The sequence below is a fragment of the Halobacterium zhouii genome (genome assembly GCF_021249405.1).
Taxonomy (GTDB): Archaea; Halobacteriota; Halobacteria; order Halobacteriales; family Halobacteriaceae; genus Halobacterium; species Halobacterium zhouii.
The window spans coordinates 2100956-2123063 of the sequence record NZ_CP089593.1; the positions used below are offsets into that span (position 1 = coordinate 2100956).

At 68.1% G+C, this 22108-nt stretch carries 22 protein-coding genes and 1 tRNA gene; 9 read left to right on the forward strand and 14 right to left on the reverse strand.

Features of this window, described 5'->3' with window-relative positions; all coding sequences use genetic code 11:
* Positions 1–66 precede the first annotated feature (66 nt).
* Positions 67–1191 carry a DUF7118 family protein gene (locus LT970_RS11030; protein ID WP_232686525.1) on the forward strand — a complete coding sequence of 375 codons (1125 nt, stop codon included), beginning with the start codon at positions 67–69 and terminating at the stop codon, positions 1189–1191.
* A 40-nt stretch (positions 1192–1231) separates the two neighbouring features.
* Here LT970_RS11030 and glmM read toward each other — a convergent pair whose 3' ends face one another.
* Positions 1232–2602, reverse strand: a complete 1371-nt coding sequence (gene glmM, locus LT970_RS11035) for a phosphoglucosamine mutase (RefSeq protein WP_232686526.1) — start codon at positions 2600–2602, stop codon at positions 1232–1234.
* A 101-nt stretch (positions 2603–2703) separates the two neighbouring features.
* On the reverse strand, positions 2704–3072 hold the full coding sequence (locus LT970_RS11040) for a hypothetical protein (protein WP_232686527.1): 369 nt from the start codon (positions 3070–3072) through the stop codon (positions 2704–2706).
* A gap of 105 nt (positions 3073–3177) precedes the next feature.
* On the opposite strand from LT970_RS11040, the gene LT970_RS11045 reads away from it, so the two are divergent.
* Together LT970_RS11045 and LT970_RS11050 are read left to right on the forward strand one after the other, a co-directional pair.
* Complete coding sequence (locus LT970_RS11045) at positions 3178–4050, forward strand: HVO_0234 family beta-propeller protein (RefSeq protein ID WP_232686528.1); 873 nt, start codon at positions 3178–3180, stop codon at positions 4048–4050.
* 128 nt (positions 4051–4178) lie between these two features.
* Positions 4179–5021: a ribose-phosphate diphosphokinase gene (locus LT970_RS11050; RefSeq protein ID WP_232686529.1), complete on the forward strand. Its 843-nt coding sequence runs from the start codon at positions 4179–4181 to the stop codon at positions 5019–5021.
* 32 nt (positions 5022–5053) lie between these two features.
* On the opposite strand, the gene ileS is transcribed toward LT970_RS11050, so the two are convergent.
* A complete protein-coding gene (gene ileS / locus LT970_RS11055) occupies positions 5054–8248 on the reverse strand; it encodes an isoleucine--tRNA ligase (protein ID WP_232686530.1) in 3195 nt (1064 codons plus the stop codon).
* Between the two features lie 72 nt (positions 8249–8320).
* Positions 8321–8545 (reverse strand): DUF8151 family protein, encoded by a 225-nt coding sequence (locus LT970_RS11060; RefSeq protein WP_232686531.1) that lies wholly within the window; start codon positions 8543–8545, stop codon positions 8321–8323.
* A gap of 119 nt (positions 8546–8664) precedes the next feature.
* Between LT970_RS11060 and LT970_RS11065 the strand changes: the two genes are divergently transcribed.
* From LT970_RS11065 to LT970_RS11075, 3 genes are all read left to right on the forward strand, one after another.
* Positions 8665–8865 (forward strand): DUF7860 family protein, encoded by a 201-nt coding sequence (locus LT970_RS11065; protein WP_232686532.1) that lies wholly within the window; start codon positions 8665–8667, stop codon positions 8863–8865.
* 46 nt (positions 8866–8911) lie between these two features.
* Positions 8912–9343 (forward strand): HIT family protein, encoded by a 432-nt coding sequence (locus LT970_RS11070; protein WP_232686533.1) that lies wholly within the window; start codon positions 8912–8914, stop codon positions 9341–9343.
* 130 nt (positions 9344–9473) lie between these two features.
* Complete coding sequence (locus LT970_RS11075; protein WP_232686534.1) at positions 9474–10286, forward strand: ParA family protein; 813 nt, start codon at positions 9474–9476, stop codon at positions 10284–10286.
* A 28-nt stretch (positions 10287–10314) separates the two neighbouring features.
* Here the strand turns inward: LT970_RS11075 and LT970_RS11080 are convergent, their stop codons facing one another.
* Positions 10315–10827: a DUF7858 family protein gene (locus LT970_RS11080; protein WP_232686535.1), complete on the reverse strand. Its 513-nt coding sequence runs from the start codon at positions 10825–10827 to the stop codon at positions 10315–10317.
* A 173-nt stretch (positions 10828–11000) separates the two neighbouring features.
* Between LT970_RS11080 and LT970_RS11085 the strand changes: the two genes are divergently transcribed.
* Entirely contained in the window at positions 11001–11858 is an 858-nt protein-coding gene (locus tag LT970_RS11085; protein WP_232686536.1) for a transcription initiation factor IIB, read from the forward strand.
* Between the two features lie 30 nt (positions 11859–11888).
* On the opposite strand, the gene LT970_RS11090 is transcribed toward LT970_RS11085, so the two are convergent.
* The 7 genes from LT970_RS11090 to LT970_RS11120 all read right to left on the reverse strand — a co-directional run bounded on the left by LT970_RS11090 (position 11889) and on the right by LT970_RS11120 (position 18145).
* Positions 11889–12560 (reverse strand): MinD/ParA family ATP-binding protein, encoded by a 672-nt coding sequence (locus LT970_RS11090; RefSeq protein ID WP_232686537.1) that lies wholly within the window; start codon positions 12558–12560, stop codon positions 11889–11891.
* Positions 12557–13114 carry a DUF7857 domain-containing protein gene (locus LT970_RS11095; RefSeq protein ID WP_232686538.1) on the reverse strand — a complete coding sequence of 186 codons (558 nt, stop codon included), beginning with the start codon at positions 13112–13114 and terminating at the stop codon, positions 12557–12559. The genes LT970_RS11090 and LT970_RS11095 overlap by 4 nt, the downstream gene beginning before the upstream one ends.
* A gap of 26 nt (positions 13115–13140) precedes the next feature.
* Positions 13141–13965 (reverse strand): DUF7856 family protein, encoded by an 825-nt coding sequence (locus LT970_RS11100; protein WP_232686539.1) that lies wholly within the window; start codon positions 13963–13965, stop codon positions 13141–13143.
* A complete protein-coding gene (locus LT970_RS11105; protein WP_232686540.1) occupies positions 13962–14300 on the reverse strand; it encodes a DUF7855 family protein in 339 nt (112 codons plus the stop codon). Before LT970_RS11105 ends, LT970_RS11100 begins: the two co-directional genes overlap by 4 nt.
* Before the next feature lie 47 nt (positions 14301–14347).
* Positions 14348–14626, reverse strand: a complete 279-nt coding sequence (locus LT970_RS11110) for a DUF7854 family protein (RefSeq protein ID WP_232686541.1) — start codon at positions 14624–14626, stop codon at positions 14348–14350.
* Positions 14626–17271, reverse strand: coding sequence for an ATP-binding protein (locus LT970_RS11115; protein WP_232686542.1), 2646 nt, complete (start codon positions 17269–17271; stop codon positions 14626–14628). Before LT970_RS11115 ends, LT970_RS11110 begins: the two co-directional genes overlap by 1 nt.
* Before the next feature lie 151 nt (positions 17272–17422).
* Entirely contained in the window at positions 17423–18145 is a 723-nt protein-coding gene (locus tag LT970_RS11120) for a HalOD1 output domain-containing protein (RefSeq protein WP_232686543.1), read from the reverse strand.
* 172 nt (positions 18146–18317) lie between these two features.
* On the opposite strand from LT970_RS11120, the gene LT970_RS11125 reads away from it, so the two are divergent.
* Complete coding sequence (locus LT970_RS11125; RefSeq protein ID WP_232686544.1) at positions 18318–18668, forward strand: hypothetical protein; 351 nt, start codon at positions 18318–18320, stop codon at positions 18666–18668.
* Positions 18669–19372: 704 nt separating this feature from the next.
* On the opposite strand, the gene LT970_RS11130 is transcribed toward LT970_RS11125, so the two are convergent.
* Positions 19373–19445, reverse strand: a tRNA-Pro gene (locus LT970_RS11130).
* Between the two features lie 131 nt (positions 19446–19576).
* Between LT970_RS11130 and LT970_RS11135 the strand changes: the two genes are divergently transcribed.
* Entirely contained in the window at positions 19577–19846 is a 270-nt protein-coding gene (locus tag LT970_RS11135) for a pro-sigmaK processing inhibitor BofA family protein (RefSeq protein WP_232686545.1), read from the forward strand.
* Between the two features lie 175 nt (positions 19847–20021).
* Here LT970_RS11135 and LT970_RS11140 read toward each other — a convergent pair whose 3' ends face one another.
* Positions 20022–22076 carry a DEAD/DEAH box helicase gene (locus tag LT970_RS11140; protein WP_232686546.1) on the reverse strand — a complete coding sequence of 685 codons (2055 nt, stop codon included), beginning with the start codon at positions 22074–22076 and terminating at the stop codon, positions 20022–20024.
* Positions 22077–22108: the final 32 nt, after the last annotated feature.

Sequence of the window (22108 nt, forward strand, 5' to 3'; positions counted from 1 at the left end):
TCATCGAAACCACGCAGACGATACTCCTACAGAAAGCCTATCCACGAGAACGCCAACAGTCCACGTATGCCCGACGCGAAGGCCGCACCCGACGGCCTCGTGGCCGACCTGAAACGCGCCCGGGACGCCCGCGACGACGCCGAGGACGCGGTCGCTGACGTCGGCGAGTCCCGGATCCGCGCCCTCCGCGACGCCCTGACGGAACTGGACCGACTGCTCGCGCAGTACGAGGAGGACGCCACCGGGACGGGGGACTTCCAGTCGTATCTCTCCTTCCAGGACGACCTGGTGGCGTTCGTCGAGGAGTTAGACGACGACCTGCCTGAACGCGAGGCGTTCGAATCCCTGCTCGACCTGTTCAAGAAGCGACGGCTCTCGGACGCGGACTTCACGGAGGCCCGCAACCGGTTGTCGGACGCCCGCGACCTCGTTGGGCGACTCGACCACCTCGCTGACACCCGCAAGCGGTACGCGGACGCGCGCCAGGCGGTCGAGGAACGCGCCGACGAGCACGCCGCGGAGGTCGAGCACCTCGAGCGCCTGCGGCGACTCGGGAACGCGGACCTCGACGCGCCCGTGGAGGACCTCCGGGACCCCATCGAGGCGTACGACGAGGCCGTCCGCGAGGCGTTCGAGGCGTTCAAATCGAACGCGTCCGCGCGCTGCGTGCTCGACCTCGTGGCGACCGCGGAGTCCTACCCGCTCGTGCCCTTCGAGCCCGTTCCCGGGGACCTCCGGGAGTTCGTGGCGGGCGCGGACGACGCCGGCGGAGAGCCGATCCCCCAACTGCTCGAGTACGCGGAGTACTCGCCGTCGAAACTCGAGCATTACGTCGAGGAGCCACGCACGCTGAAGCGCGTCGTCGGCGGGAATCGCACGTACCTGGACCGACTCGACGCCGACCCGCTCGTGGTCGACTGGCCGCCCGCGCCGGCCGCCGAACTCCAGTACCGCGCCCGCGAACTCGTCGCGGTCGTCGGGCGGTTCGCGGACGACAGCGTACTCGAATGGCTCCACGCGGTTCGAGCGGCGGCGCGCACGAACGATTACGAGCGCCTGCGAACGGCGGCGGTCGCGGACCACGAACTCACCGACGGCGAGATGGAGCGCGCCGCCAGCGGGGTCGAGGACGACCTCGAGGCCGCGCGCGAAGCGGAGGCGGCGCTCAGGGACGCCCTATCGGAGTACTGAGAGACAGCAGCCAGCAGCGAGCGTCGGAGACGGGAGCGGTCTAGTTCTCGATGCCGGTCTTCGCAGCGCGGAGCGCGGCCGCGAACTCGGTCGCCAGTTCGTCGGCGCGCTCCTCGGTCGTCGCCTCCGCGTAGATGCGGACCACCGGCTCGGTTCCGGAGGGGCGCGCGAGCACCCACGCGTCGCCGTAGTCGAGGCGGTAGCCGTCGATGGTCGTGCGCTCGGCGTCGCTCTCGCGGGCGCGCTCCTCGGCGGTGCCGAGGATGGCGTCGCGTTCGGCGTCGCCGTCGTAGCCGACGTTGATGCGGACGTTGGCGTAGTCGCCGTACGGCGCGACCACCTCGCTCGCCGGTCGCTCGGCGAGCAGTTCGAGGAAGCGGGCGCCCGTGTACGCGCCGTCGCGGGTCATCCGGTAGTCGGGGAAGATGATGCCGCCGTTGCCCTCGCCCGCGACAGGGACGGACTCGTCCTCGGCGAGCAGTTCGCGGATGCGGGTCATGATGCGCGTGCTGCCGATGGGCGTGAGTTCGAGGTCCGCGCCCGTTCGCTCGCAGACGTCCACGAGGCGCTGGCTCACGTTCACCGCCGAAACCGTGGTGTCGCCCTCCTCGAGTTCGGCTTCCGCGAGCGCGGCGAGCGTCGCGTCGCCCTCGACGTATTCCCCGCGCTCGTCGAAGAAAATGGCGCGGTCCGCGTCGCCGTCGTGGGCGATACCGACGTCCGCGTCCGCCGCGCGCACCAGGCGTCCGAGGTCGTCGAGGTTCTCCCGCACCGGCTCGGGGTCCCGGCCCGGGAAGTGGCCGTCCGGCTGGGCGTTCACGGTGACGACGTCGCAGCCGAGGCGGCGGTAGAGCTCGGGGCTGGTGAGCGCGCCCGCGCCGTGTCCGGGGTCGAGCGCGACCGTGAGGTCGGCGTCCGCGATGGCGTCGCGGTCGACCGCCTCGAGGAGTTCCTCGACGTACGTCCGGCGCGCGGACTCGACCGCCAAGTCCGTGCCGACATCGTCCCACGCGACGTCGTCGAACTGTTCGGTGAGGAACTTCCGCTCGACGCGCTCCAGGTCGTCGACGCCGAGTTCGATGCCGTCCGCGCCGACGAGTTTCACGCCGTTGTACTCCGCGGGGTTGTGGCTCGCGGTCACCATCACCGCCGGAACGCCCTCGCGTTCAGCGTACGCTTGCGTCCCGGGCGTCGGCACCACGCCGAGTCGGTCGACGTGGACGCCGACGCTCTGGAGGCCGCTCACTGCAGCGTTCACGAGCATGCGTCCGGTCGTTCGGGTGTCCCGAGCGACGGCGACGCGGTCGGCCCGCCAGACCGTCCCCGCGGCCTTCGCCACCTTCTGTACGAACGCCGGCGTCAACTCCTCGTTGGCGACGCCCCGCGTCCCGCTCGACCCGAACACCTTCATTGCGTGTGTGTCGGGTAGCGTCCCTCATAGAAATTCCGAACCCGGTCTCGAGCGCTCTTACGCCGCGTTTCGTGTATCCTCGTCGACACGCCAACCGTCAGCTACGGGTTTTCGGAGGCAGTTCCGACCGCCACGAGGTACGCCTCCCCGTCGAAGTGACAGACCGGGTCCGGCCGGTCGCAGTGGCGGTCGAGCGCGGACCGGAGACGGCGTGCGATGTCTCGGTCGACGCCGGTCGACACCCACGCTCCCGTCGGGGCGTCCCGCGCGGCGTCGAGGAGTCGCTCCAGGACTGAGTGGTTCGCGACGAATGATTCGGAGAGCGAGCAGTGAGCGTCCGCGTTCTGGGCGCGTTCGTCGCTGGCTCGCATCACTCGCACCCGCATCGAGTCCGAGCCTAGCACCCGCGAACACCCGGCAAGGCCGGCGAGCGCCCCCGCTGCCCCCGAGAGCACAGTGCGCCGTCGCATGGTCGGTTGTACGGACTCCCCCGCAAAGTGTTTTCGACGTTCTTCCCAGGACAGTTTCCGAACCCGACCACAACACTTTCGCTCGTCCGCGCGCCAGGTACGGGCGTGTCCAGCATCGACGAGAAGCGCGTCTACGCCGACCAGACCGGCACGGTGACGGCGTACGTCGCCGCCGACCTCGGCGTGGCCGCCGTCTCCGTCTCCGGCGACATCGTCGGCGAGTTCACCCTCGTCGAACGCTGCACCGCGCGAGACGTCGCTGCGACCGCTCGTGGCGTCGCCGTCGCCGCCGACGACGGCGTGTTGCTCGGTGACGGCGAGGTGTTCGAGCGCGTTGGCGACGGGTCCGACGCTGGATTCGACGCGGCGGTCGCCGTCACCGGCCTCGACGGCGACGTGGTCGCCGCCGACGCGTCCGGCCGGGTCGCGCGCTACGACGGTACGTGGCAGACAGTCGGCACCTGCGGGGAGGTTCGCGCGCTCGACGGCGACCTCGTGGCTGCCGCCGACGGCGTCCATCGAATCGCTGGCGACTCGCTCGCGCCTGCGGGCCTCGAAGACGCACGCGATGTCGCGAACGCCAGCGTCCCGCGCGCCGCCACCCCAGAGGGCCTGTTCCGCCTCGGAAACGGCTGGATTGACGAACTTCAAGGTACGTTCCAGGTCGTGGACGCGGCGACCGGCGACGAGGAAAACGACATTCTCGCGCACGCCGCGACGAGCGGCGCGTTCTACGAGCTGGCAGGTGGCGACTGGCGCGAGCGCGACCTCCCAGTCGAGGAGCGCGTCGCCGGCGTCGCGTACGGCCCCGCCGTTGTCGAGCGCGAACCGCCCGACGACTCACGGGAACGAAGGTCTCGCCCGGTACTCGCCGTGACCGACGCCGGCACCCTCCTCGTGGACGCCGGCGACGGCTTCCGGCACCGCGCGCTCGGCCTCCCCGGAGCCAGCGCAATCGCGGCGGTCAGCGGCGACTGAGGTGGCTCCCTCGCGGCTCGCGGCTCACTGCGTTCACCGTTCACAGTTTCGAGGGCGCGCTCCCTTCGGTCGCTGCGCCCTCGCTCTCGAAGGAAACGCGTAAGCCACCGGCTCGAGTGGATTCCCACATGATACTGAGCGGGTCGTCCTCCCAGCAGCTCGCGGCCGCACTCGCCGACGCCCTGGACGAGGACCTCGGGCGCGTGGAGTACGAGACGTTCCCGGACGGCGAACGCCTCGTCACCGTCCCCCCGGTGTCGGGGCGCGCGGTCGTGGTCGCCGCGACGGACTCCAGTGACGCCCACGTCGAGTTACTCCAGTTGCAGGACGCCGCCCGCGAGGCCGGCGCGAGCGAGGTCGTCACCGTCCTCCCGTACATGGGGTACGCCCGACAGGACAAGGCGTTCGAGGACGGACAACCCGTCTCCGTGCGAGCGATGGCGCGCGCCGTCTCCACCGACACCGACCGCGTCGTCACCGTCAACCCCCACGAGGACGCGATTCTCGAGTTCTTCGACGTGCCGGCGACCAGCGTGGACGCCGCACCGCAGCTCGCCAACCCGCTCCCTGGCGACCTCGAGGACCCCGTGTTCCTCGCGCCCGACGACGGCGCCATCGACCTCGCGCGCTCCGTGCGCGACGCCCACGGCGACGGCGAGACCGACTTCTTCGAGAAGGTGCGTCACTCCGGCAGCGACGTCACCGTCACGCCGAGCGACATCGACGTCACGGGCCGCGACGTCGTCGTCGTGGACGACATCGTCGCCACCGGGTCCACGATGAGCGAGGCCATCACCGCGCTCGACGACCCGGCGCGCGTCTTCGTCACCTGCGTCCACCCGCTGCTCGCGGGGAACGCCCGCACCAAACTCGCGACTGCCGGCGTCGAAGCCGTCCACGGGACGGACACGCTCGAGCGCGCCGTCTCCTCGGTGAGTGTCGCGTCCGTGCTCGCGGACGAACTGGAGTAGTCACGCCAGACCGGGCGGGAGAACAGGGCCGCCTACAGTTCCTCGATTTCGAGCGCCATCGTCACGCCCTCGACCTCCCACTCCTCACGGTAGCCGTCCTCGACTTCCGTGAGTTCGACGGCGCGGGTCTCCTCGGCGATGAGGTCCTCGTGGCTGGCGACGAGTTCCGCGACGCGCTCGTCGAACACCAGCACGTCGAGGCGGATCTCGGCGTCCAACTCGAGGTCCATCTCCTTGCGCATCTCCTGGACGCGCCGGATGACCTCGCGGGCGTACCCCTCGCTCTCGACGTCCTCGTTCAGTTCCGTGTCCACGTAGACGGTCCCTTCCTCGAACTCTGCTCCTGCGACGCCCTCGGGTGTTTCCTCCACGAACTCCACCATCTCCTCGGTGAGTTCGACGTCCATCCCGAGGTCGTCGCTGACCTGCGCGGCGAGCGCGTCGAGGTCCGTGCTCTCGACGCTCGCGTCGTTCAGCGCGTTCATCACGCGGCCAGCGTCGTCACCGAACGCGGGACCGAGTTCGCTCATGTCGGCGCGTGCGCTGAACGCGAGTTCGTCCCACGACTCGCCGGGTTCCACGACCTCGACGCGGCGCGCGTTCAGGCGGTCCGCGAGCAGGTCGCCGTGCTCCTCGAGCGCGCGCACGACGCGGTCCTCGTCAGCCGCGACGACGATTCGCTGCACGGGCCAGCGGAGTTTCCGCCCGGCCTGCTGGCGGGCGTGACTGCCCGCCTCCTCTGCCTCGCGGAGCACGTCCACGGCCTCCTCGAGGTCGGGACGGCGGTGGCGCTCCTCGACCTCGGGCCAGTCGCACATGTGGACCGTCGCGTAGGCGTCGCCGTTCGTGAGGTGCTGGTAGAGCTCCTCCGTGACGTACGGCGCGTACGGCGCGAGCAGCGCGGTCACTTCGAGCAGGACCTTCTGCATCGTCGCGTACGCCGCGGTCTTCGAGGGCGAGTCCTCCTCCTCCCACATTCGCTCGCGGACCACCTGCACGTAGTACCGCGAGAGGTCCTCCACGACGAAATCGAGCACCTCGTGGAGCGCCTTGTGCTGCTCGAACTCCTCCCAGTACGCGTTCGCGTCCCGTTTCACGCGCTGGAGCGTCGACAGCAGCCACTGGTCGACGCGCTCCAGATCGACGTCGTCGACGCTCACGCCGGCGTTCTCGCCACCGAACCGGTTCGGTGTACTGGCGTCGAAGCCGTCCATCTCCATGTACGGGCGCGGGAACCGGAAGATGTTCCAGAGGATGTTCAGCGTCCCCTGCATGTTCTCGGTCTCGTCGTGCGAGAACCGGAGGTCGTCACCCTGCGGCGTCACCGACAGCAAGAACAGGCGCAGCGGGTCCACGCCGTACTCGTCGGCGACCTCCATCGGGTCGATGCGGATGTCCCTGGACTTCGACATCGCGCGGCCGTCAGGCATCAACGCGTGCCCGTGCATCAGCACCTCCTGGTACGGGCTCTCGTCGACCGCCGCGGTCCCCATGCCGAGTTGCGACCAGAACCAGCCCCGGGTCTGGTCGTGGGCCTCGATGATGAGGTCGGCCGGCCACAGTTCGTCGTGGGCGGCCGTCTCCGAGGGGTAGTCCAGCGTGCCCCAGGACGCCACCGAGGAGTCGATCCAGACGTCGAAAACGTCCGGAACACGGCTGTACGTCCGGCCGTCCTCCGTGATAGTGAGATCGTCGACGGTGTCCTTGTGGAGGTCAACACTACTAGAGTCGACGTCCTGGTCGACGCGGTCGGCAAGCTCCTCGCGGTCGCTCACCACGACGACGTCGTCCGTGGACCCATCCCAGTCCTCGGGCGTCCAGATGGGGATGGGGATGCCCCAGTAGCGCTGCCGGGAGACGTTCCAGTCCGGCGCGTCCTCCACGAAGTCACGGAAGCGGTTCTCGCGGGCCCACTCGGGGTGCCACTCGGCGTCCTCGATGTTCTCCAGCAGGTCGTCTTTCACGTCGGTGACCGTGATGAACCACTGGTCGGTGACGATCTGGACGATGCCCGTGTCACACCGCCAGCAGTGGCCGTAGCTGTGGGTCACCGTCTCGGAAGCCAGGAGCGCGCCCATCTCGTCCAGGTCCGCGACGATGTCGTCGTTGGCGTCCCGCACGAACTGGCCGGCGTACGGGCCGACCGACTCGTCGTAGACGCCGTCCGGGCCGACCGGACAGAACGCCGGCAGGCCGAGTTCCTCGCCGCGCGTGAAGTCCTCCTCGCCGTGCCCGGGCGCGGAGTGCACGAGGCCGGTGCCGTCGCCGTCCACCTCGACGTAGTCGGCGGCGTACACCTCGAAGGCGCCCTCGCCGTCGGGGTGGTCGACGCAGTCGGCGAGCGGCGGTTCGTACGTCCAGCCCAGGAGGTCCTCGCCGGTGAGTTCCTCGACGACCTCGTAGTCGTCGTAGCGCCCCGCCTGCAGCACTTCCTCGAGATTCGGTTTGCCGACGTACAGCGTCTCCGTCTCGCCGTCGTTCTCCGCCTCGACGCCGACGTACTCGCCGCCCTCGTCGACTGCGACGAACGTGTTGGCGGGAATCGTCCACGGCGTGGTCGTCCACACTACCAGCGAACCCTCGCGGTCGTCGAGGTCGAATTTCACGTAGATGGAGGGGTCCTCGACGTCCTCGTACTCGATCTCGTTGTTCGCGATGGCGGTCTCACACCGCGGGCACTGGCTGATCGAGCGCTTCCCGCGCTCCACGAGGCCGTTGTCGTGGACCTGCGAGAACGCCCACCACGTCGACTCCATATACTCCGGGGAGACGGTGCGGTAGGGGTCTTCCCAGTCCATCCACACGCCGAACGACCGGAAGTCCTCCTGGAGGGACTCGAGGCTGTTCTGCGCGAAGTCGCGACACTCCTCGAGGAACGCGTCCACGCCGAACTCCTCGATGTCCTTCTTGTTGTCGAAGCCCAGTTCCTCCTCGACTTTCGTCTCGATGGGGAGGCCATGCATGTCGTAGCCCGGCCGGTCCGTGACGCGGTACCCCTGCATCCGGAGGTGGCGGATGTAGACGTCCTTCAGGCTCTTGTTCCAGGCGTGGCCCATGTGCGCGGACCCGGACGTGTACGGCGGCCCGTCCACGAAGAAGAAGGGGTCGCCGTCCGCCCGGTGTTCTTTCACTCGCTCGTAGGCATCGACGTCGTCCCAGTACGACTCCACCCGCTGTTCGACGTCCTCGGGGTCGTACTGGTCCGGCGCGTCACCGAAGTCGCTCATACCCGAATCCGACTCGCTCGCTCCTAAAAGGATAATCGGTTGTACAGTCGCCCGTCCAACGGGCGGGGGTCGCTACGACGCGCTGGCGATGCGCGGCCGGACGACGTCGCGGAACACGAACAGTCCCGCCACGCACGCCACGAGGCCCATGCCGACCAGCCACGCCGCCAGCATCGTGTCGCCGCCGCCGAACGCGCTGAACCCGCGCATCTCCGTGACGACCCCCGCGCCGAACAGTCCTGCACTCAGCACCGCGTACAGGAGCGTCGCCGCGGCGTCCGCCAGTGAGTTGAGCATATCCCCTCGTATCCGCTCGCGGTTCAAAGCCCTTCTGCAACGGCGGGACGACCGACGTGGCGGGTGAGACCCAAGTCGGACGTCGGAACGCTTAGGACAGACTGCGGGGAACGTGGCCCATGGGACGGCACGGAAACCCAGACTACGGAACGCTCGCCAGCCTCGCGCTCGTACTCGTCGGGTTCACCGGCGCGTCTGTCGGCGCTGGCACGCTCCCGGGGTGGGAGATCACGCTGCTCACCGACCTCGAGATCCTCGGCGTGCTCGGCCTCCTGCTCTGTCCGTTCGTCTTCGGCATCGTGCTCCCGCTGACCGAGTAATCTCGCTGCGAGTACGCTTTTGGTGCCGGAGCGCGAGAACCCGGATATGAGCGAGGACTGCATCTTCTGTTCGATTGTCGACGGCGAGATTCCCGCGCGCGTCGTCCACGAGGGCGAGGAAGCCATCGCGTTCCTCGACGCGAACCCGCTCGCGCCCGGGCACACGCTCGTCATCCCGAAGACCCACAACGAGCGACTCGCGGACATGGACGAGGACACCGCGAACGCCGTCTTCCAGACGCTATACGACCTGGTCGACGTCGTCGAGAGGGGCGTCGACGCGGACGGCGCCAACGTCGGGTTCAACGACGGCGAGGCCGCCGGCCAGGAGGTGCCCCACGTCCACGGCCACATCATCCCGCGCTTCGAGGGCGACGGCGGCTACCCGCTGCACGCCGTCGCCGGCGAGTCGCCGGACCTCTCCGAGGACGAACTCGACGAGATAGCGAGCGACATCGAATCCCGCGCGAACGACTAACCGAACGCCGACTCGGCGAAACCAACGCCGCTGTCGTCGAGACTGAATGACGCTGGCCAGCGGACGCCACACATCTGTCAGCGGGCAGAATGCACGAATTTTAGTACGAGAACGAGACGAAACTACTGGCATGGACACACGAACCGCCGCGTTCGTCGGCGTCGCCGGCGGCGCGGGCGCGACCCGCCTCGCCGTCGAAACCGCCGCCGTACTCGCCCGCGACGGCGCGTCAGTCGGCGTCCTCGACGCCGCGTTCGCCACGCAGGGCCTCTCGCAGTACGTCGCCGGCCGCATCGACGCGGACGCCACCGAACTGTTCGCGGACGAGACAGTCGACCCCGCGGACGCCCGGTACGACCTCGTGAGCGACACCGCGGACGACCGGGCGTCCGACACGGCCGGCGAACTCGCGGCGTACCCCGCGTTCGCGCCGTTCGCGGCGCTCGCCGAGGCGAAGACACCGACCGCCGCCGAGCGCCTCGGCGACCGGCTGACCGACCTCGCCGACGCACACGACTACGTCGTCGTCGACACGCCGCCGGTCGCCAGCAACCAGGCCGTCGCCGCGGTCACGAGCGCCGGCCGCGTCGCCGCCGTGCTGCCGGCCGGCGACCGCGGCGTCGACAGCCTCCAGCGCGCCCGCGGCCGCCTCGCAGACGTCGGAAGCGGCGGCGAGTCGGACTCGTCGACTCGTCAGACAGAGTCTGACGGCGGGTTCGACCTCGCGATCGCCAACCGAACGAGCGAGAGCATTCCGGACGCCGACCTCGCAGTCCCCGAGCACGCGGAGACGGGCGTTCCGACCGCGCCGGTCGCGCTCGACGGCGACGGAGCGTTCACCGCTTCGGTCGCTTCGCTCGCGGAATCCGTCTTCGACACCACCGTGGACGTCGACATCGCGGACGAGTCGCTGCTCGAGGAGGCGCGTCGTAAACTGCCGTAGGCCGACCTGTCGACCTCGGCCGCCAGAACTACCGCGCGTCGCCCTCGGGCATCGCCGCGCCGAGGGCGTCCTGTTTCTCGACCATCGCGTCGCCCGCCGCGGACAGCGCGCTCTCCACCGCCTCACGGGCGTCCGGAAGCGTGTCGTGCGTGGCGACGTATGCCGCGAGCGCGAACTCGCGCTCGCTCGCGCCGGTGAGTTCGAGCGCGTCGGTGCGCGGAATCCGGGCGTCCAGCCAGTCCGCGAGCACGTCGCGCTGGATCGGGGAGAACGGCGTCAACCCCTCGAACCCGAGGCAATGGAGGGTCTTCGCCGCCGTCACCGGCGGCACGTCCCCGGCGTCCGCGGCGTCCCCAACGCTCGCGCCGCCCGCAAACGCCTCCGCCAGTTCCGCGGCGGTCGCCGCGTCGACGGGCAGGTTGTCCGCGAGCGGCTCCAGCCGGTCGGCGAGTGGCGCGTCGGTGCGGTCGACGCTCGCCACGCCGCGCTCGCGCTGGCGCGTCGTCACGGTCAACCCCGCGGCGATGTCCGACAGCCCCATGCGAATTGATTGTAACCTCCTTCACTTAAATTTTCGACCGATAGTACTCTCGGGAACCGGCGCCCGCCCAGTGAACGTACCGGTCACCGGTACGTTCTCCCCGTCGAAATCGCCCGCATACGGTGGGTTCGTCCCGCGTTTAAATACTCCTCCCGGGCCTACGTTCAGGTGTGATGAGTCAGTCAGCGACCTGCCCCGAGTGCCAGGGGGACGTGCACCGCCGAAACACCGAATCCGTCTGCGCGAACTGCGGGCTCGTCGTCGACGAGGACCGCATCGACCGCGGGCCCGAATGGCGAACCTTCGAGGGTGACGACCGCAACCCCGAGCGCACCGGCGCGCCGCTCACGCGCTCTCGCCACGACCGCGGCCTCTCGACGAAGATCGGGCGCTCCACCCGCCTGAAGGGGCGCAAGCGCCGCCAGTTCGCGCGGATGCGCCGCCAGCACAAGCGCGCGTCCATCCCGTCGAAGGCCGACCGCAACCAGGTGTACGGCTTCACCGACATCCGCCGGCTCGTCGGCGCGCTCTCGCTCCCGCGGAGCGTCCGCGACCAGGCGTGCGCGCTGTTCGACTCCGCCCAGAGCGAGGGACTGCTCCCCGGGCGCTCCATCGAGGGGTTCAGCGCCGCCGCGGTCTACGCGGTCTGCCGGACGAACGGCGTCTCGCGGACGCTCGACGAGGTCGAGGAGGTCGCGCGCGCAGACGAATCCGAGATTCAGGCGGCTTACGACGCGATGAACCGCGAACTCGGCCTCCCCACCGGCCCCATCGACCCGCGAGAGTACCTCCCCCGGTACGCCACCGAGCTCGACCTCGGGAACGACGTCGAGCGCGCCGCACGTGGCTTCGCGGACACCGCCGAAGAACGGAACCTGGTCTCCGGCCGGAATCCAAGTGGCGTCGCGGCGGCGTGCCTCTATGCCGCCGCCCAGGAGCACGGCGTCGGGCTCACGCAGGCCGACGCCGCCGACGTCGCCGACGTGACGGCCGTCACGCTCCGCTCGAACTACTACGACCTCCAGGACTGACCGACGGCGGGAAAAACAGTAGGCAGCGAACTACTCCTCGCAGACTCGCACCCGCTCCGCGAGCGACGCGTACCCCCTCGCGGCCTTCGACTCCGGCGCGACGGTGCGCACGGGTCGCCCCGACGCGAGCGCCGCGTCCACCCGCTCGTCGGCCGGAATCGCGACGACCGGCGCGCCCAGCGTCTCCGCGACGCGCTCGCTCGACCCACGCGCGCGATTGTACGCGACCGCTGCGAGCCCCGCGTCCAGTTCCACCGCGAGCGACCGCGCCCGCAGCGCGTCCGCGATGGCCGCGCGGTCCGGCGTCGTCACGAGCACGCTGGCGTCCGCCGCGAGCAGCGGCAAGCCGACGTCGGCGCGCAACCCCGCCGGACAGTCCACGACCGCGTCACCGTACTCCTCGTCGACGCGCTCGAGAACCCCCACGAGTTCGCGGGGGTCACCCTCGCGCGCCCCCGCCAGCGTTCGCCCGCAGGGCAACCGACGGACGCCCGACGGACCCTCGTAGCCCTCGTCTTGCACCGCCTCGACGGCGGTCGCGCGGCCCGCGAGCACGTCGTGGAGGTCCGGGCCGCGTCCCGCCGGCACGTCCGCCATCCCGAGGTCCGCGTCCACGAGCACGGCGCCCAGTTCGGCGGCGAGGTTCAGCGCCGTCGTCGTCTTCCCCACGCCGCCTTTCCCGCCGCAGACCGCGAGAATCACCCATCTCGCCTCGATTCACGGCCCTCGCCGCGCCCCGCCTCGGCGGCGGCCGCCTCCTCGCCGCCGACCGACTCACGGAGCACGCTCGTTCGCGCCGCGAGCGCCCGCAGTCCTTCGCGGTCGCGGCGCGTGTTCTCGCCGTCGCTCGCGCGCCGAGAAACCCCATCGAGCCACTCCCGTACGCCGTCGGGAAGGTCGGTCGCCGGCGGCGTCACCGCGTCCCGGGGCGGCCGCGGGTCGCCGAGGTCGTCGAGTGTCGCCGCGGGCGTCGGGTCGCTCGCCGCGCGCTCGCTCCACACGACATCTGCTGGTGGGTCTGTGGGCGGTGCTCGCGTCGCGTACCCCACGGGCCGGGTTTCCCCGGCGTCGACGACGCCCTCCCAGCCGCCGTCGTCCCAGCCGGCGATCGGTAATCCGTTCGTCCGCGGCGGCAGCACCGACCCACCACAGCGGTCCGCGACCCTGACTCGCCGCGGGTCGTCGCTGTCGTTGGTCACGCGCGCCGCGACGAGCGTCACCCCACCGCGCCGGAACGCCTCCGTCTCCAGTCGCATGGCGTAGGGTGGTGGCGCTATCGGGCTTAAAGTTCCACCAGCAACACCGGCGCGTCGAGGGCCGCTCGCGCTCGGGGCGCGCGCTCGAAGACGTCGGCGACGACGAGCGGCGCACTCAACCGCGCCACGCGCGCTATCGCCGCCACCGCCGCCCACGCAGGGCCGTCGAACTCGCCGAGGGGAGCAGGCTCGCCCGGCACCGGCAGCGCGGAGAGGGCCCGCTCGAACGACGGCGTGAACGCCGCCGCGAGCTCCCGGCGAGCCCCCCGCCGGAGGTTCTCGCGTCGGTCCTCGAGTTCGAGACGGCGCTCCCGAGCGTCTCGAGCGTCACGCGCACGCCGCCTGGCCGTGGCGAGCGCCTCCCTGGCGGCGTGGTGTTCCGTCTCCGCGACTGCGAGCTCCCGCGCCGCCGTCCGGTGGGCCGTCTCCACGTCGCCTTCGTCCGCGTCGAGCGAACGGTGCGCAGCGACCTCGCCGCTCGCTCGCGCCACCCGCTCCCGGAGCGCCGTCACGTCTGCCTCCGTCTCGGCGACGCGTCTGCGCGCCGACGCCAGGTCGACGTCCGGAACGTCGAGTGACTGGAGTGCGTCCTCGGTCTCGAGAATCGCGTCGTCGTGTTCGCTGCGAGTGCCACGCGACCGCGCCGCCGCCGCGAGCGCGGCCACCGGGGACACCGTGGCGTCACAGTGGAGGAAGCCGACACGCTCGTGAAGGGAGCGGGGTCGCGCGCACCGAACGCGGTCGTCGTCCGGGTCGCGTACAGCCGCGAGCACCTCGTTCGCGTCGACGTCGGCGTCTCGGAGGTCGACCGCCGGACCCTGTTCTGTGATTCCGTCGAACGCCACCCTCATAGCTCCGCGTCAGTCATCGACTCCGGACTCGGATGGTCGGTGCCCGTCGCGAACTTCGTGTACGGCGTGCTCGCACACTCCCGAGACCCGTAGGCCGCTGCCGCGTCCCGCACGCGCTCGGGGACGTCCGCGAACTCGTTCAACGGGACAGTTCGCTCGACCTGCACGTCGCCAGCGTGTTTCTCCCGCAAACGCAGTGCCTGGAACGCGCCGAACTCCGTCGCCTCCAGCAGCGCGGCGCGCCCGAACCGGCGCACGACGCAGTCCCCGTGGGTCTGACAGACGTTCCGCAGGCTCTGGCGTGCGGCCTGCGAGTACGTGACGACGAGCAGCACTACCTGCGCGTATCCCCGCAGCTAAAAATTACTTTCGGAGATGTGAATCAATCAGCGCGTTCGACGTCGAACTCCGGGACGGCACCCTCGAATCGCTCGGCAACCCGCTCGTGGGCCGCCTCGGCGTTCGGCGCGGCGACCACCACGCCCTCGACCGCGGGGTCGCCCGTCGCGCGGAACGCCGCCGCACTCTCGTCCTCGAACTCCGTCGCATACGTTCGTAGCACCCCCAGCACGCGGTCCTCGACGTCCCCCAGCGCGGCGTCGCCCTCCTCGAAATCCGCGAGTGCGTCCTCCACGTTCCGGAGGGCTGAGATACGGTCCATCAGATACCACGCAGGTGATCCTTGTTCGGCTGGTAGAGCTCTCCCTTCTCCTTGAGCTTCTCGATCTGGTGTTCGGCCTTCTCCGCGTCCATGCCGATCTCTTCGGCGCGGTCGAGGACCTCGTCGATCGGTGCGCCCTCGTCGTACTCCTCTTCGATCTCCTCTATGAGCGCTTTGACGTTCTTCACGCGGTCGCGCTGGGTCTTCGAGCGCCCCGTCTCGACGACGTCGGCGTCGAACTCACCGGTCTCCGGGTCGACGCCGATGTCCTGCAGACACGAGCGCACGATACCGATAACGCGCTCTGCGTCGTCTATCTCGACCGTGTCGGAGAGCCGCAGGCGCGCCGACGCTTCCGCGAGACGCACCAGTGCTTCGAGTTTCCGGGCCGTGACGGGGACAGGCGCGTCCTCGTCTTGGCCGCGGGAGCGCAAGTCGACGTAGAACTCCTCGATGGCCGACTTCGCCTCGTCGGTCATCGTCGGGTAACACGACCGCCGGGCGTACGCGATGTACTTCCGGAGTAGCGGCGCGTCGATGGCTGGCGCGACCGCCTCCGTCTGGCTCTCTATCTCCTCGTCGGAGTGATTCGCGTTCGCCAGGCGATTGTTCTGGGTTTGGAGTTCGCCCGCGTAGTTCGTCTGGATGATGTGCTGGGCGAGCCGCGAGTCCTCCTCTTCGTCGGGTTCGTCCGTCACCGTGAAGATGAGGTCGAACCGCGAGATGAGCGCGGGTTCGAGGTCGATCTGCTCGCCGATTGGCTCGTACTGGTCGAAGCGCCCGTACTTCGGGTTCGCCGCGCCGAGCAGCGAACACCGCGACTTGAGGGTGGCGTTGATGCCCGCCTTCGACACCGAGATCTTCTGCTGTTCGAGCGCCTCGTGCATCGCCGAGCGGTCCTCTGCGGCCATCTTGTCGAGTTCGTCCACCGCCGCGACGCCCTGGTCCGCGAGCACGAGCGCGCCCGCTTCGAGGGTCCACTGCTGGCCGTCCCCGAAGTCGTCGCGAACTGCTGCCGCCGTGAGACCGGCAGAAGACGAGCCCTTGCCGGAGGTGTAGACGGAGCGCGGTGCGATATTTTGCACGTAGGAAATCATCTGGGAGTTGTGCGAGATGACGCCGTTCGTCAGGTAGTTGTGCGTCCCCTCGATTTCGAGGTCGTACACCCAGTCGTCCTCGGGTTCGACTGGTTCGATGGATTCGATGCGACTCCATTCGATTTCCACGGGTACGTCCGGACTGCACTCGCCGGAACTCTTTGCAACGACCCCACCGTCTGTGCTCAACGATTTCTCAGTGCTAACGGTGTCAGGTGCGACCGCGATAGGTTGCCCCTCACTGAGTTCGTCGGCGCGAACTGCCTCGTGGCCGAGCGCACCGGGTACGAACAGTGGATGACTCGGCGTCACCGTCACCTCACGACCGCTTGCCGTCCGCACCTCGTACATCTTATCGGGTGCTTCTCGCTTCCAGACCTTCGTCGCGCGCCGCTGCGTAAGTGTACCGTCTGGCGCGAGTGACGGCACTTTCAGGTCGGCCTCGTCCCAGACGCCGTCGTCGATTGGCTGTGGGTCATCGAGATTCGATTCGACGAGGTCCCGGATTTCGTGCTGGGTCCCGTTCGCGAGTGTGACCGTCGTGTTCCCGCGAACGCACTTCCCCGTACCGGGGTCCCCGATGAGGAGCATGTGGAGGTCGCCGCGGATGCGGGACTCGTCGGGGAGTTTCTTCGTGACGCCGGAGAACAACTGCAGCATCATCGCGAGTTTCGCCTCCCGGTGGCCGTAGATGGCGGGCGCCATCGAGTCCACCATCTGCTCGTAGATGTCCTCGCGCTCGGAGATCTCCACGATCTGCTCCTTGTCCTCCTCCGTGATGTCCATCTCCTCGAACTCCTCGTCCTCGATGACGATGGAATCACCCTCCATGTAGAGGTCGAAGACGGGGGACTCGTTGGTCCCCTCGCTCTGGTCGAGACGGAGCACGCCCGTACCGGTGACGTGGTCGCCCGCCGTCACCTCGCCGGTGATGTCATCCTCGATGTGAACGTCGATGCTCTGTGGGGTCTCCCCGCCCGCCAGTCCCTCGGGGGACTCCTGAATGCGAAGCTTCTGGGCGTCCACGAACTCCGAGCGCTCGGGGTCGAGTTTGAACGGCCCCTGGCGCTCGCAGGACTCGCACTGGTATGGCTCCTGGAACCCCGCGTCGCCCTGTGGCACCTCGGTCTCGGCGCCACAGCGCTGGCAGACGAACACCGCGCGCTCGATCTTCGGCTTGACGTCGGTCGCCTTCCGCACCATCCCCTTGACGCTGATGAGCGTGTTCAGGTGTTCAGCGCGGATGTCCCGGATTTCGGTGTGCTCCTCGAGGCCGTGCAGGCGGACGTGGGCTTGACCGAGGCTGACGTCCACCGGGAGGTCGTACAGCCTGAGGGCCTCCTCGGCGGCCTCCGTGAGCTGGTCCGGGTGGTTGATGAAGTCGTCGGCCAGATCCGGGTCCATCTGGTAGAGGTCCCGCCAGTCCAACTCGAGAGACTTGGACTCCCGCGGGTACTCGCGGGCGAGTTCCCCGATGTCGTCGCTGTAGTACCGGCGGAAGAACTCCTCGAACCTGTCCACGAGTTCCTGGTTTGCGGCCTGCGCCATTCTGTCCTGAGTAGGTTACGCCCTCTCGCCTATGAAGGTTCGCAAACCCCATCGAAAGTAGAAGAACTGGCCACCAGCTGAGAACGTCCGTTCTGCGGTGTGCTCGAATTCGCCACCAGTCAGTGGAGAGCGGGACGAGTGGCAGGACCGCTCATCGGAGCGCCCGGCCGTCTCCTACGACGCGGTCGTCCGCCCACGAATCAGCGTCGTACACCGTCACGGTGCCCTGGCCACTGACCCGAATCTGGTACCCGTCCGTGTAGAACCGCAGTTGCCACTGGCTGTCGTTGCGCGCAGTCAGTTTCTCGAGGACATCTGGGTCGATGTAGTCGTGTAACGGAGTGTCCACGTCCATCGGATCGCTTCCTTCGAGTTCCGAGAGCTGCTCGACGACCGCGACCAACACGGGGTTCGGCCCGGAGTAGTTGGTCCACGTTCCCTCCGCGAGAACGCGGTCGTGTCCCTCGTACGGCCGAACGCGCTCCTGTCGAGCGGTGGAACTGCCGAGCAGCACTCCGGCGCCGAGGCCGACGCTCAGGACGGTGAGCAGTTGGTCGCTCACGGAGACGAACGACGCCCCGCGGCGGACCGAACTCAGCGCCCACCAGCCACCGACGACCGACGCGATAACTACCCCCAACCACCCGAATCGACCGATCTGTTCGATCTGCGTGGTCTCGTACCCTCGCTCCCGCAGTTGAAACGTGAAGGCGCCGACCACAAGAGAGAGGACGAACGGAACGATGATACTCGGAACGTCCGACAGTCCCGGCGCGTAACTGAACGGAAGGTACGCGAGTGACGCGACTGCAAGCCCAGTGGTGAGCACCGGGAGAGTGTGCTCGCTCCACCATAACCGCGAGCATCGGTGCATGTCCCGACGTCTACGGCCGTGTACATAACGTTCTGCACCTGTTTCGCGCGAATCGGCTATGAATCGAACCCGCCGCGCTCGGTACGGACGCCGAGTGAATCACCGGTAACGTGTCCCGGCCTGTCTGGTAAGTAGGGAAGTATTTACATATTCGACCTGTTTTGGCTGCTGCATGTCTATCGCCCAGTTCGGTGTGTTCCCGTTCGCGGAGGAGATCGTTCTCCTCGTCTTCGGCGCGGCCGCGTTCGTCCTCGCGCGCCGGCAATTCGACTCGCCAACCGACCTCCTCCAGCACGCCGCCGGCGCCGCCGCAGGCAGCGTCTTCGTCGCCTACGGACTCCGCGAGTTCCTCCGCGCGACCGGGGGCGGCTACTACTGCTGTAACCACCTGTTCTACCAGGTGTTCGGCGTCGTGATGACGGTACTCGGCTGGGCGATTCTACTGGTGAGTGTCGTCGGCCCGGTTCGGCGGCGATTCGGCGGTGGTGGTGCGTCCGCGGACTCCAACCTGACTGACGGGTAGGAAGCGTGTGACGGACGCTTTCGACTGTAAACTCTCGGAGCGCATTCGACCGGAGATGAGACTACAGAATGTCGCTGAGTCGTAGCTCTACGGAGCAGAGCCGTCTCGGAGACGAAGAACACCAACCACACGGCGGAACTGTTCGCAGACGGGTTCAAGCGGGAGACTCACACCCAAACTGGAAATACAGTTCCCCATGAGGACCCAAGGTGAGCGTTAGTGCGCTGGTGGTACCACCATCACAACCACCCTCGTTGACCACCGTTGGCCACTGTTCGATCTGGTGAAGGCCGTTCACGCGCACCTCGACCGTTTGTGGACTCCCCTCGAACGTGAAGGTGTCAGTCTTACTCGCAGGGATCTCCAGTGGCTTCTGAACAAGTGGAGTATCATCTCTCCCCGAAACGACGATGTCGAACACTGCTCGCTCACCCTGATTGATGACAGTCATATCGTGACGAGGGACTCGAGAGCCATCAGGCCCAGGTAGAATCTCTGTACACCCCGAGAAGACCGGTACTGTCGCAGCCAGCGCTGCCGACAACAGGCCACGGCGGGAATGTTGATTCACTACGAGACGGTTCTCTTCAAGACGACTTAATGTTGTACGCCCGGAGAGGATGTTCGCCGAGTTAGCCCAGCAGAGAAGTGCGACCGCCGAGAGACGAGCGTCTCTCGTGCTCCCATTTTCGCGTCGCGAAAAGTGGGACCGCCCGAATTTGAATCGGGGTCACAGCGTCCCAAACGCTGAAGGATACCAAGCTACCCTACGGTCCCGCAGACACACGTACCCCGGCGTTCGGCGTAAGGGTTTCGTTCCGCTCGGCCCACCGCGAAGCGTTCACAGTCGCCCTGGCAGTGACGCTGGCCGCCACAACGCCTTTCGAGGCGGGCGACGACCACGCAGTATGGCGACTGGATTCGAAATCGGAATCCTGGCCGTCGTGCTCGTCGCGCTGTTCGGCGCGTACGCCGTGATTCGCGCCATCAAACCGTTCATCGTGAACGCCGTGCTCGGCCTCCTGGTCATCCTGCTCGCGCAGTACCTCGGCGCCGAGGTGGCGGTGACGCCGCTCGCGTTGCTGGTGGTCGCGGTCGGCGGGATTCCCGGCGCGATACTCGTCATCCTGCTCGCGTACGCCGGCGTCGCGTTCCTGCCGGCGCTCCTGCTGGTGTGAGAACAGCGCGGCGCGCTTCGCCACTCGCCTCTTCCGAGCGGCTTCGCTGTTCACGGCTCGCTTCGCTCGCCGCTCACTACTTCGTGGTTCTCACTCGCTACAGTCGCTCGCGGTTCTCTACGTTCACCGCTCGCAATAACGTGGTTCTCGCTCCCTGCGGTCGCTCCGAACCACGCTACTCCTCTTCCCCACGCAACTCGAGTTCCGCGACGACGTCGTAGGGGTCCGCGCCCTTCCGGACGCCGTCGAGAATCTGGAAGGCAGCGCCGGGTTCGAGGAAGTGCGTGGTGACGGCGCGCCCGAGCGGCGTCGGCTGGAAGCCGTCGATGAACTCGTACTCGATGAGTTTGCTGAGCGCCGGCTTCGTCGGCACGTCGCCGATCATGCGGTCGTTCAGTCGCTTGGCGGCTTTCCCACCGACGGTGACGTTCGCGAGCGTCTCCTCGATGGCCGCCGTCTCGTCGTAGTGCGTGACGACGTCCTCCATCTCGCCCTTGAGGAGTTTGAACGCGGCCTCGTCCTCGCTCCCCTCCATGGAACCGTGGTACGCGGCGTCCGGTTCGACGAGCAAGTAGACCTTGCCCTTGTCGTGGTAGTCCGGGCGGCCTGCGCGTCCGAGCATCTGCTCGAACTCCTGGACGGAGAGCCACTCGATGCCCATCGCGAGCGAGTCGAAGATGACCTGATTCGCGGGGAAGTCGACGCCCGCCGCGAGCGCCGCGGTGGTCACGACCGCCGCGATGTCCTGATTTCCGAATTTCCGCTCGACGGACTTGCGCTCGCCGTAGTCGAGGCCCGCGTGGTAGGCCGCCGACGGGTAGTCGAGTTTTCTGGATATCTCGTGGCAGCGCCGCCGCGAGTTCGTGAAGATGATGGTCTGTCCCTGGTACCCCATCGAGGACTCCTGGTCGAACTCCCGCCTGACGAGTTTGTTCTCGATGTCGGGTTTCTCCTGGCCGTCCGCGAACGTGACGTGGCGCTCGATGGGCACCGGGCGCTCCTCGAACTCCACGAGTTTCGCGTCGAGGCCGCGCGCCAGTTCTCCTGGATTGCCGACCGTCGCCGAGAGGTACACCCACTGCGCGCCCGTGTAGTCCTGCTTGCGTTCCGCCTGGGATTCGCAGTAATGTTTGAGCCGCGAGATGAGGCCGTCGAGGCGGTGGCCGCGCTCGTCTTCCTTGAGCGTGTGCACTTCGTCGATGACGACTGTCCCGATTTCGCCGAGGTCCTTCCCCGTGCGGAGCGCGTGGTCGATGCCCTCGTAGGTGCCGACGACGATGTCCGCCGTCGGGTCGAAGGCGTGGCCGTCGTCCCGGATGCGGGAGGAGCCGACGCGGATGGTGACGTTCGCGAGGTGGCCGTACTCGTCCTCGAAGTCCTCGTGTTTCTGGTTCGCGAGCGCCACCAGCGGCACCAGGAACAGCATCTTGCCGTTCCCGGAGAGCAGGCGATGCAGTCCCGCCATCTCCCCGACGAGCGTCTTCCCGGTCGCCGTCGCGGAGACGACCAACTGGTCGTCGCCCTCCACGAGGCCGTTCTCGACGGAGAGGCTCTGCACCGGCAGCAAATCCTCGAATCGGTCCTCAAGGAGACCCTGAATCCCGGGGTGGAGGTCGAGGTCCGTGACGGGCACCGGGTCGATGTCGTCGGTGGTCGCGCTCACCTCGTCGAACTTCGTCAGGTCGGGGTCGAGGTTCCCCTGTAGCAGTCCCGTGATGCGGTCTAAGTCCTGGACGTCGAGCAGCAACTCCTCGAGGCGGTCGTGGGCGGTCCCCGTGAGTTGCCCGGAGAACGCGATCTCGCGCTCCAGTTCCCGGAGTGCACAATCGGGGCAAATGGACTCCCCGTCGGCCTCGATAGCGGTTTCGGACGTGATTGGCGAGTACCGTCCCTTCCCGGCGCAGAGTCGGCACGTCCGCACCACCTTGGCGTCCAACTGGTAGGCGTCGAGTAGCTCCTGGAGTTCCGCCCGCCCGCTCCGGGACGTCTGCTCGCTGATGCGGATGCGGCCCGCACGCCGCGCGATGTCCACGAACTCGTCGGGGTTGCGTGGCTCCTCCCCACTATCGGTCTTGGTGCGGAATCGACCAGGTCGCGGGCCGGCGTCCTTCTCCGCGACCTCGAGTTTCGCGCGGAACAGTCGCTCCTCGTCCCGGCGCGCCACCGCGAGGTAGTGGTCGCGCGCCTCGTGCAAGAAGAGCGTATCCACGCGCTGGACCTGCTCAGACACTGCGAGTGACTAGTCGACCACGGTATTTCAGC

What these genes read in the sequence shown, in the direction of transcription:
- LT970_RS11115 (WP_232686542.1), bottom strand. Translation starts at nt 17,271, where the DNA reads ATGGCGCAGGCCGCAAACCAGGAACTCGTGGACAGGTTCGAGGAGTTC.
- LT970_RS11050 (WP_232686529.1), top strand. Translation starts at nt 4,179, where the DNA reads ATGATACTGAGCGGGTCGTCCTCCCAGCAGCTCGCGGCCGCACTCGCC.
- LT970_RS11110 (WP_232686541.1), bottom strand. Translation starts at nt 14,626, where the DNA reads ATGGACCGTATCTCAGCCCTCCGGAACGTGGAGGACGCACTCGCGGAT.
- LT970_RS11120 (WP_232686543.1), bottom strand. Translation starts at nt 18,145, where the DNA reads ATGCACCGATGCTCGCGGTTATGGTGGAGCGAGCACACTCTCCCGGTG.
- LT970_RS11030 (WP_232686525.1), top strand. Translation starts at nt 67, where the DNA reads ATGCCCGACGCGAAGGCCGCACCCGACGGCCTCGTGGCCGACCTGAAA.
- LT970_RS11095 (WP_232686538.1), bottom strand. Translation starts at nt 13,114, where the DNA reads ATGCGACTGGAGACGGAGGCGTTCCGGCGCGGTGGGGTGACGCTCGTC.
- ileS (WP_232686530.1), bottom strand. Translation starts at nt 8,248, where the DNA reads ATGAGCGACTTCGGTGACGCGCCGGACCAGTACGACCCCGAGGACGTC.
- LT970_RS11075 (WP_232686534.1), top strand. Translation starts at nt 9,474, where the DNA reads ATGGACACACGAACCGCCGCGTTCGTCGGCGTCGCCGGCGGCGCGGGC.
- LT970_RS11080 (WP_232686535.1), bottom strand. Translation starts at nt 10,827, where the DNA reads ATGGGGCTGTCGGACATCGCCGCGGGGTTGACCGTGACGACGCGCCAG.
- LT970_RS11060 (WP_232686531.1), bottom strand. Translation starts at nt 8,545, where the DNA reads ATGCTCAACTCACTGGCGGACGCCGCGGCGACGCTCCTGTACGCGGTG.
- LT970_RS11065 (WP_232686532.1), top strand. Translation starts at nt 8,665, where the DNA reads ATGGGACGGCACGGAAACCCAGACTACGGAACGCTCGCCAGCCTCGCG.
- LT970_RS11125 (WP_232686544.1), top strand. Translation starts at nt 18,318, where the DNA reads ATGTCTATCGCCCAGTTCGGTGTGTTCCCGTTCGCGGAGGAGATCGTT.
- LT970_RS11100 (WP_232686539.1), bottom strand. Translation starts at nt 13,965, where the DNA reads ATGAGGGTGGCGTTCGACGGAATCACAGAACAGGGTCCGGCGGTCGAC.
- LT970_RS11070 (WP_232686533.1), top strand. Translation starts at nt 8,912, where the DNA reads ATGAGCGAGGACTGCATCTTCTGTTCGATTGTCGACGGCGAGATTCCC.
- LT970_RS11135 (WP_232686545.1), top strand. Translation starts at nt 19,577, where the DNA reads ATGGCGACTGGATTCGAAATCGGAATCCTGGCCGTCGTGCTCGTCGCG.
- glmM (WP_232686526.1), bottom strand. Translation starts at nt 2,602, where the DNA reads ATGAAGGTGTTCGGGTCGAGCGGGACGCGGGGCGTCGCCAACGAGGAG.
- LT970_RS11040 (WP_232686527.1), bottom strand. Translation starts at nt 3,072, where the DNA reads ATGCGACGGCGCACTGTGCTCTCGGGGGCAGCGGGGGCGCTCGCCGGC.
- LT970_RS11085 (WP_232686536.1), top strand. Translation starts at nt 11,001, where the DNA reads ATGAGTCAGTCAGCGACCTGCCCCGAGTGCCAGGGGGACGTGCACCGC.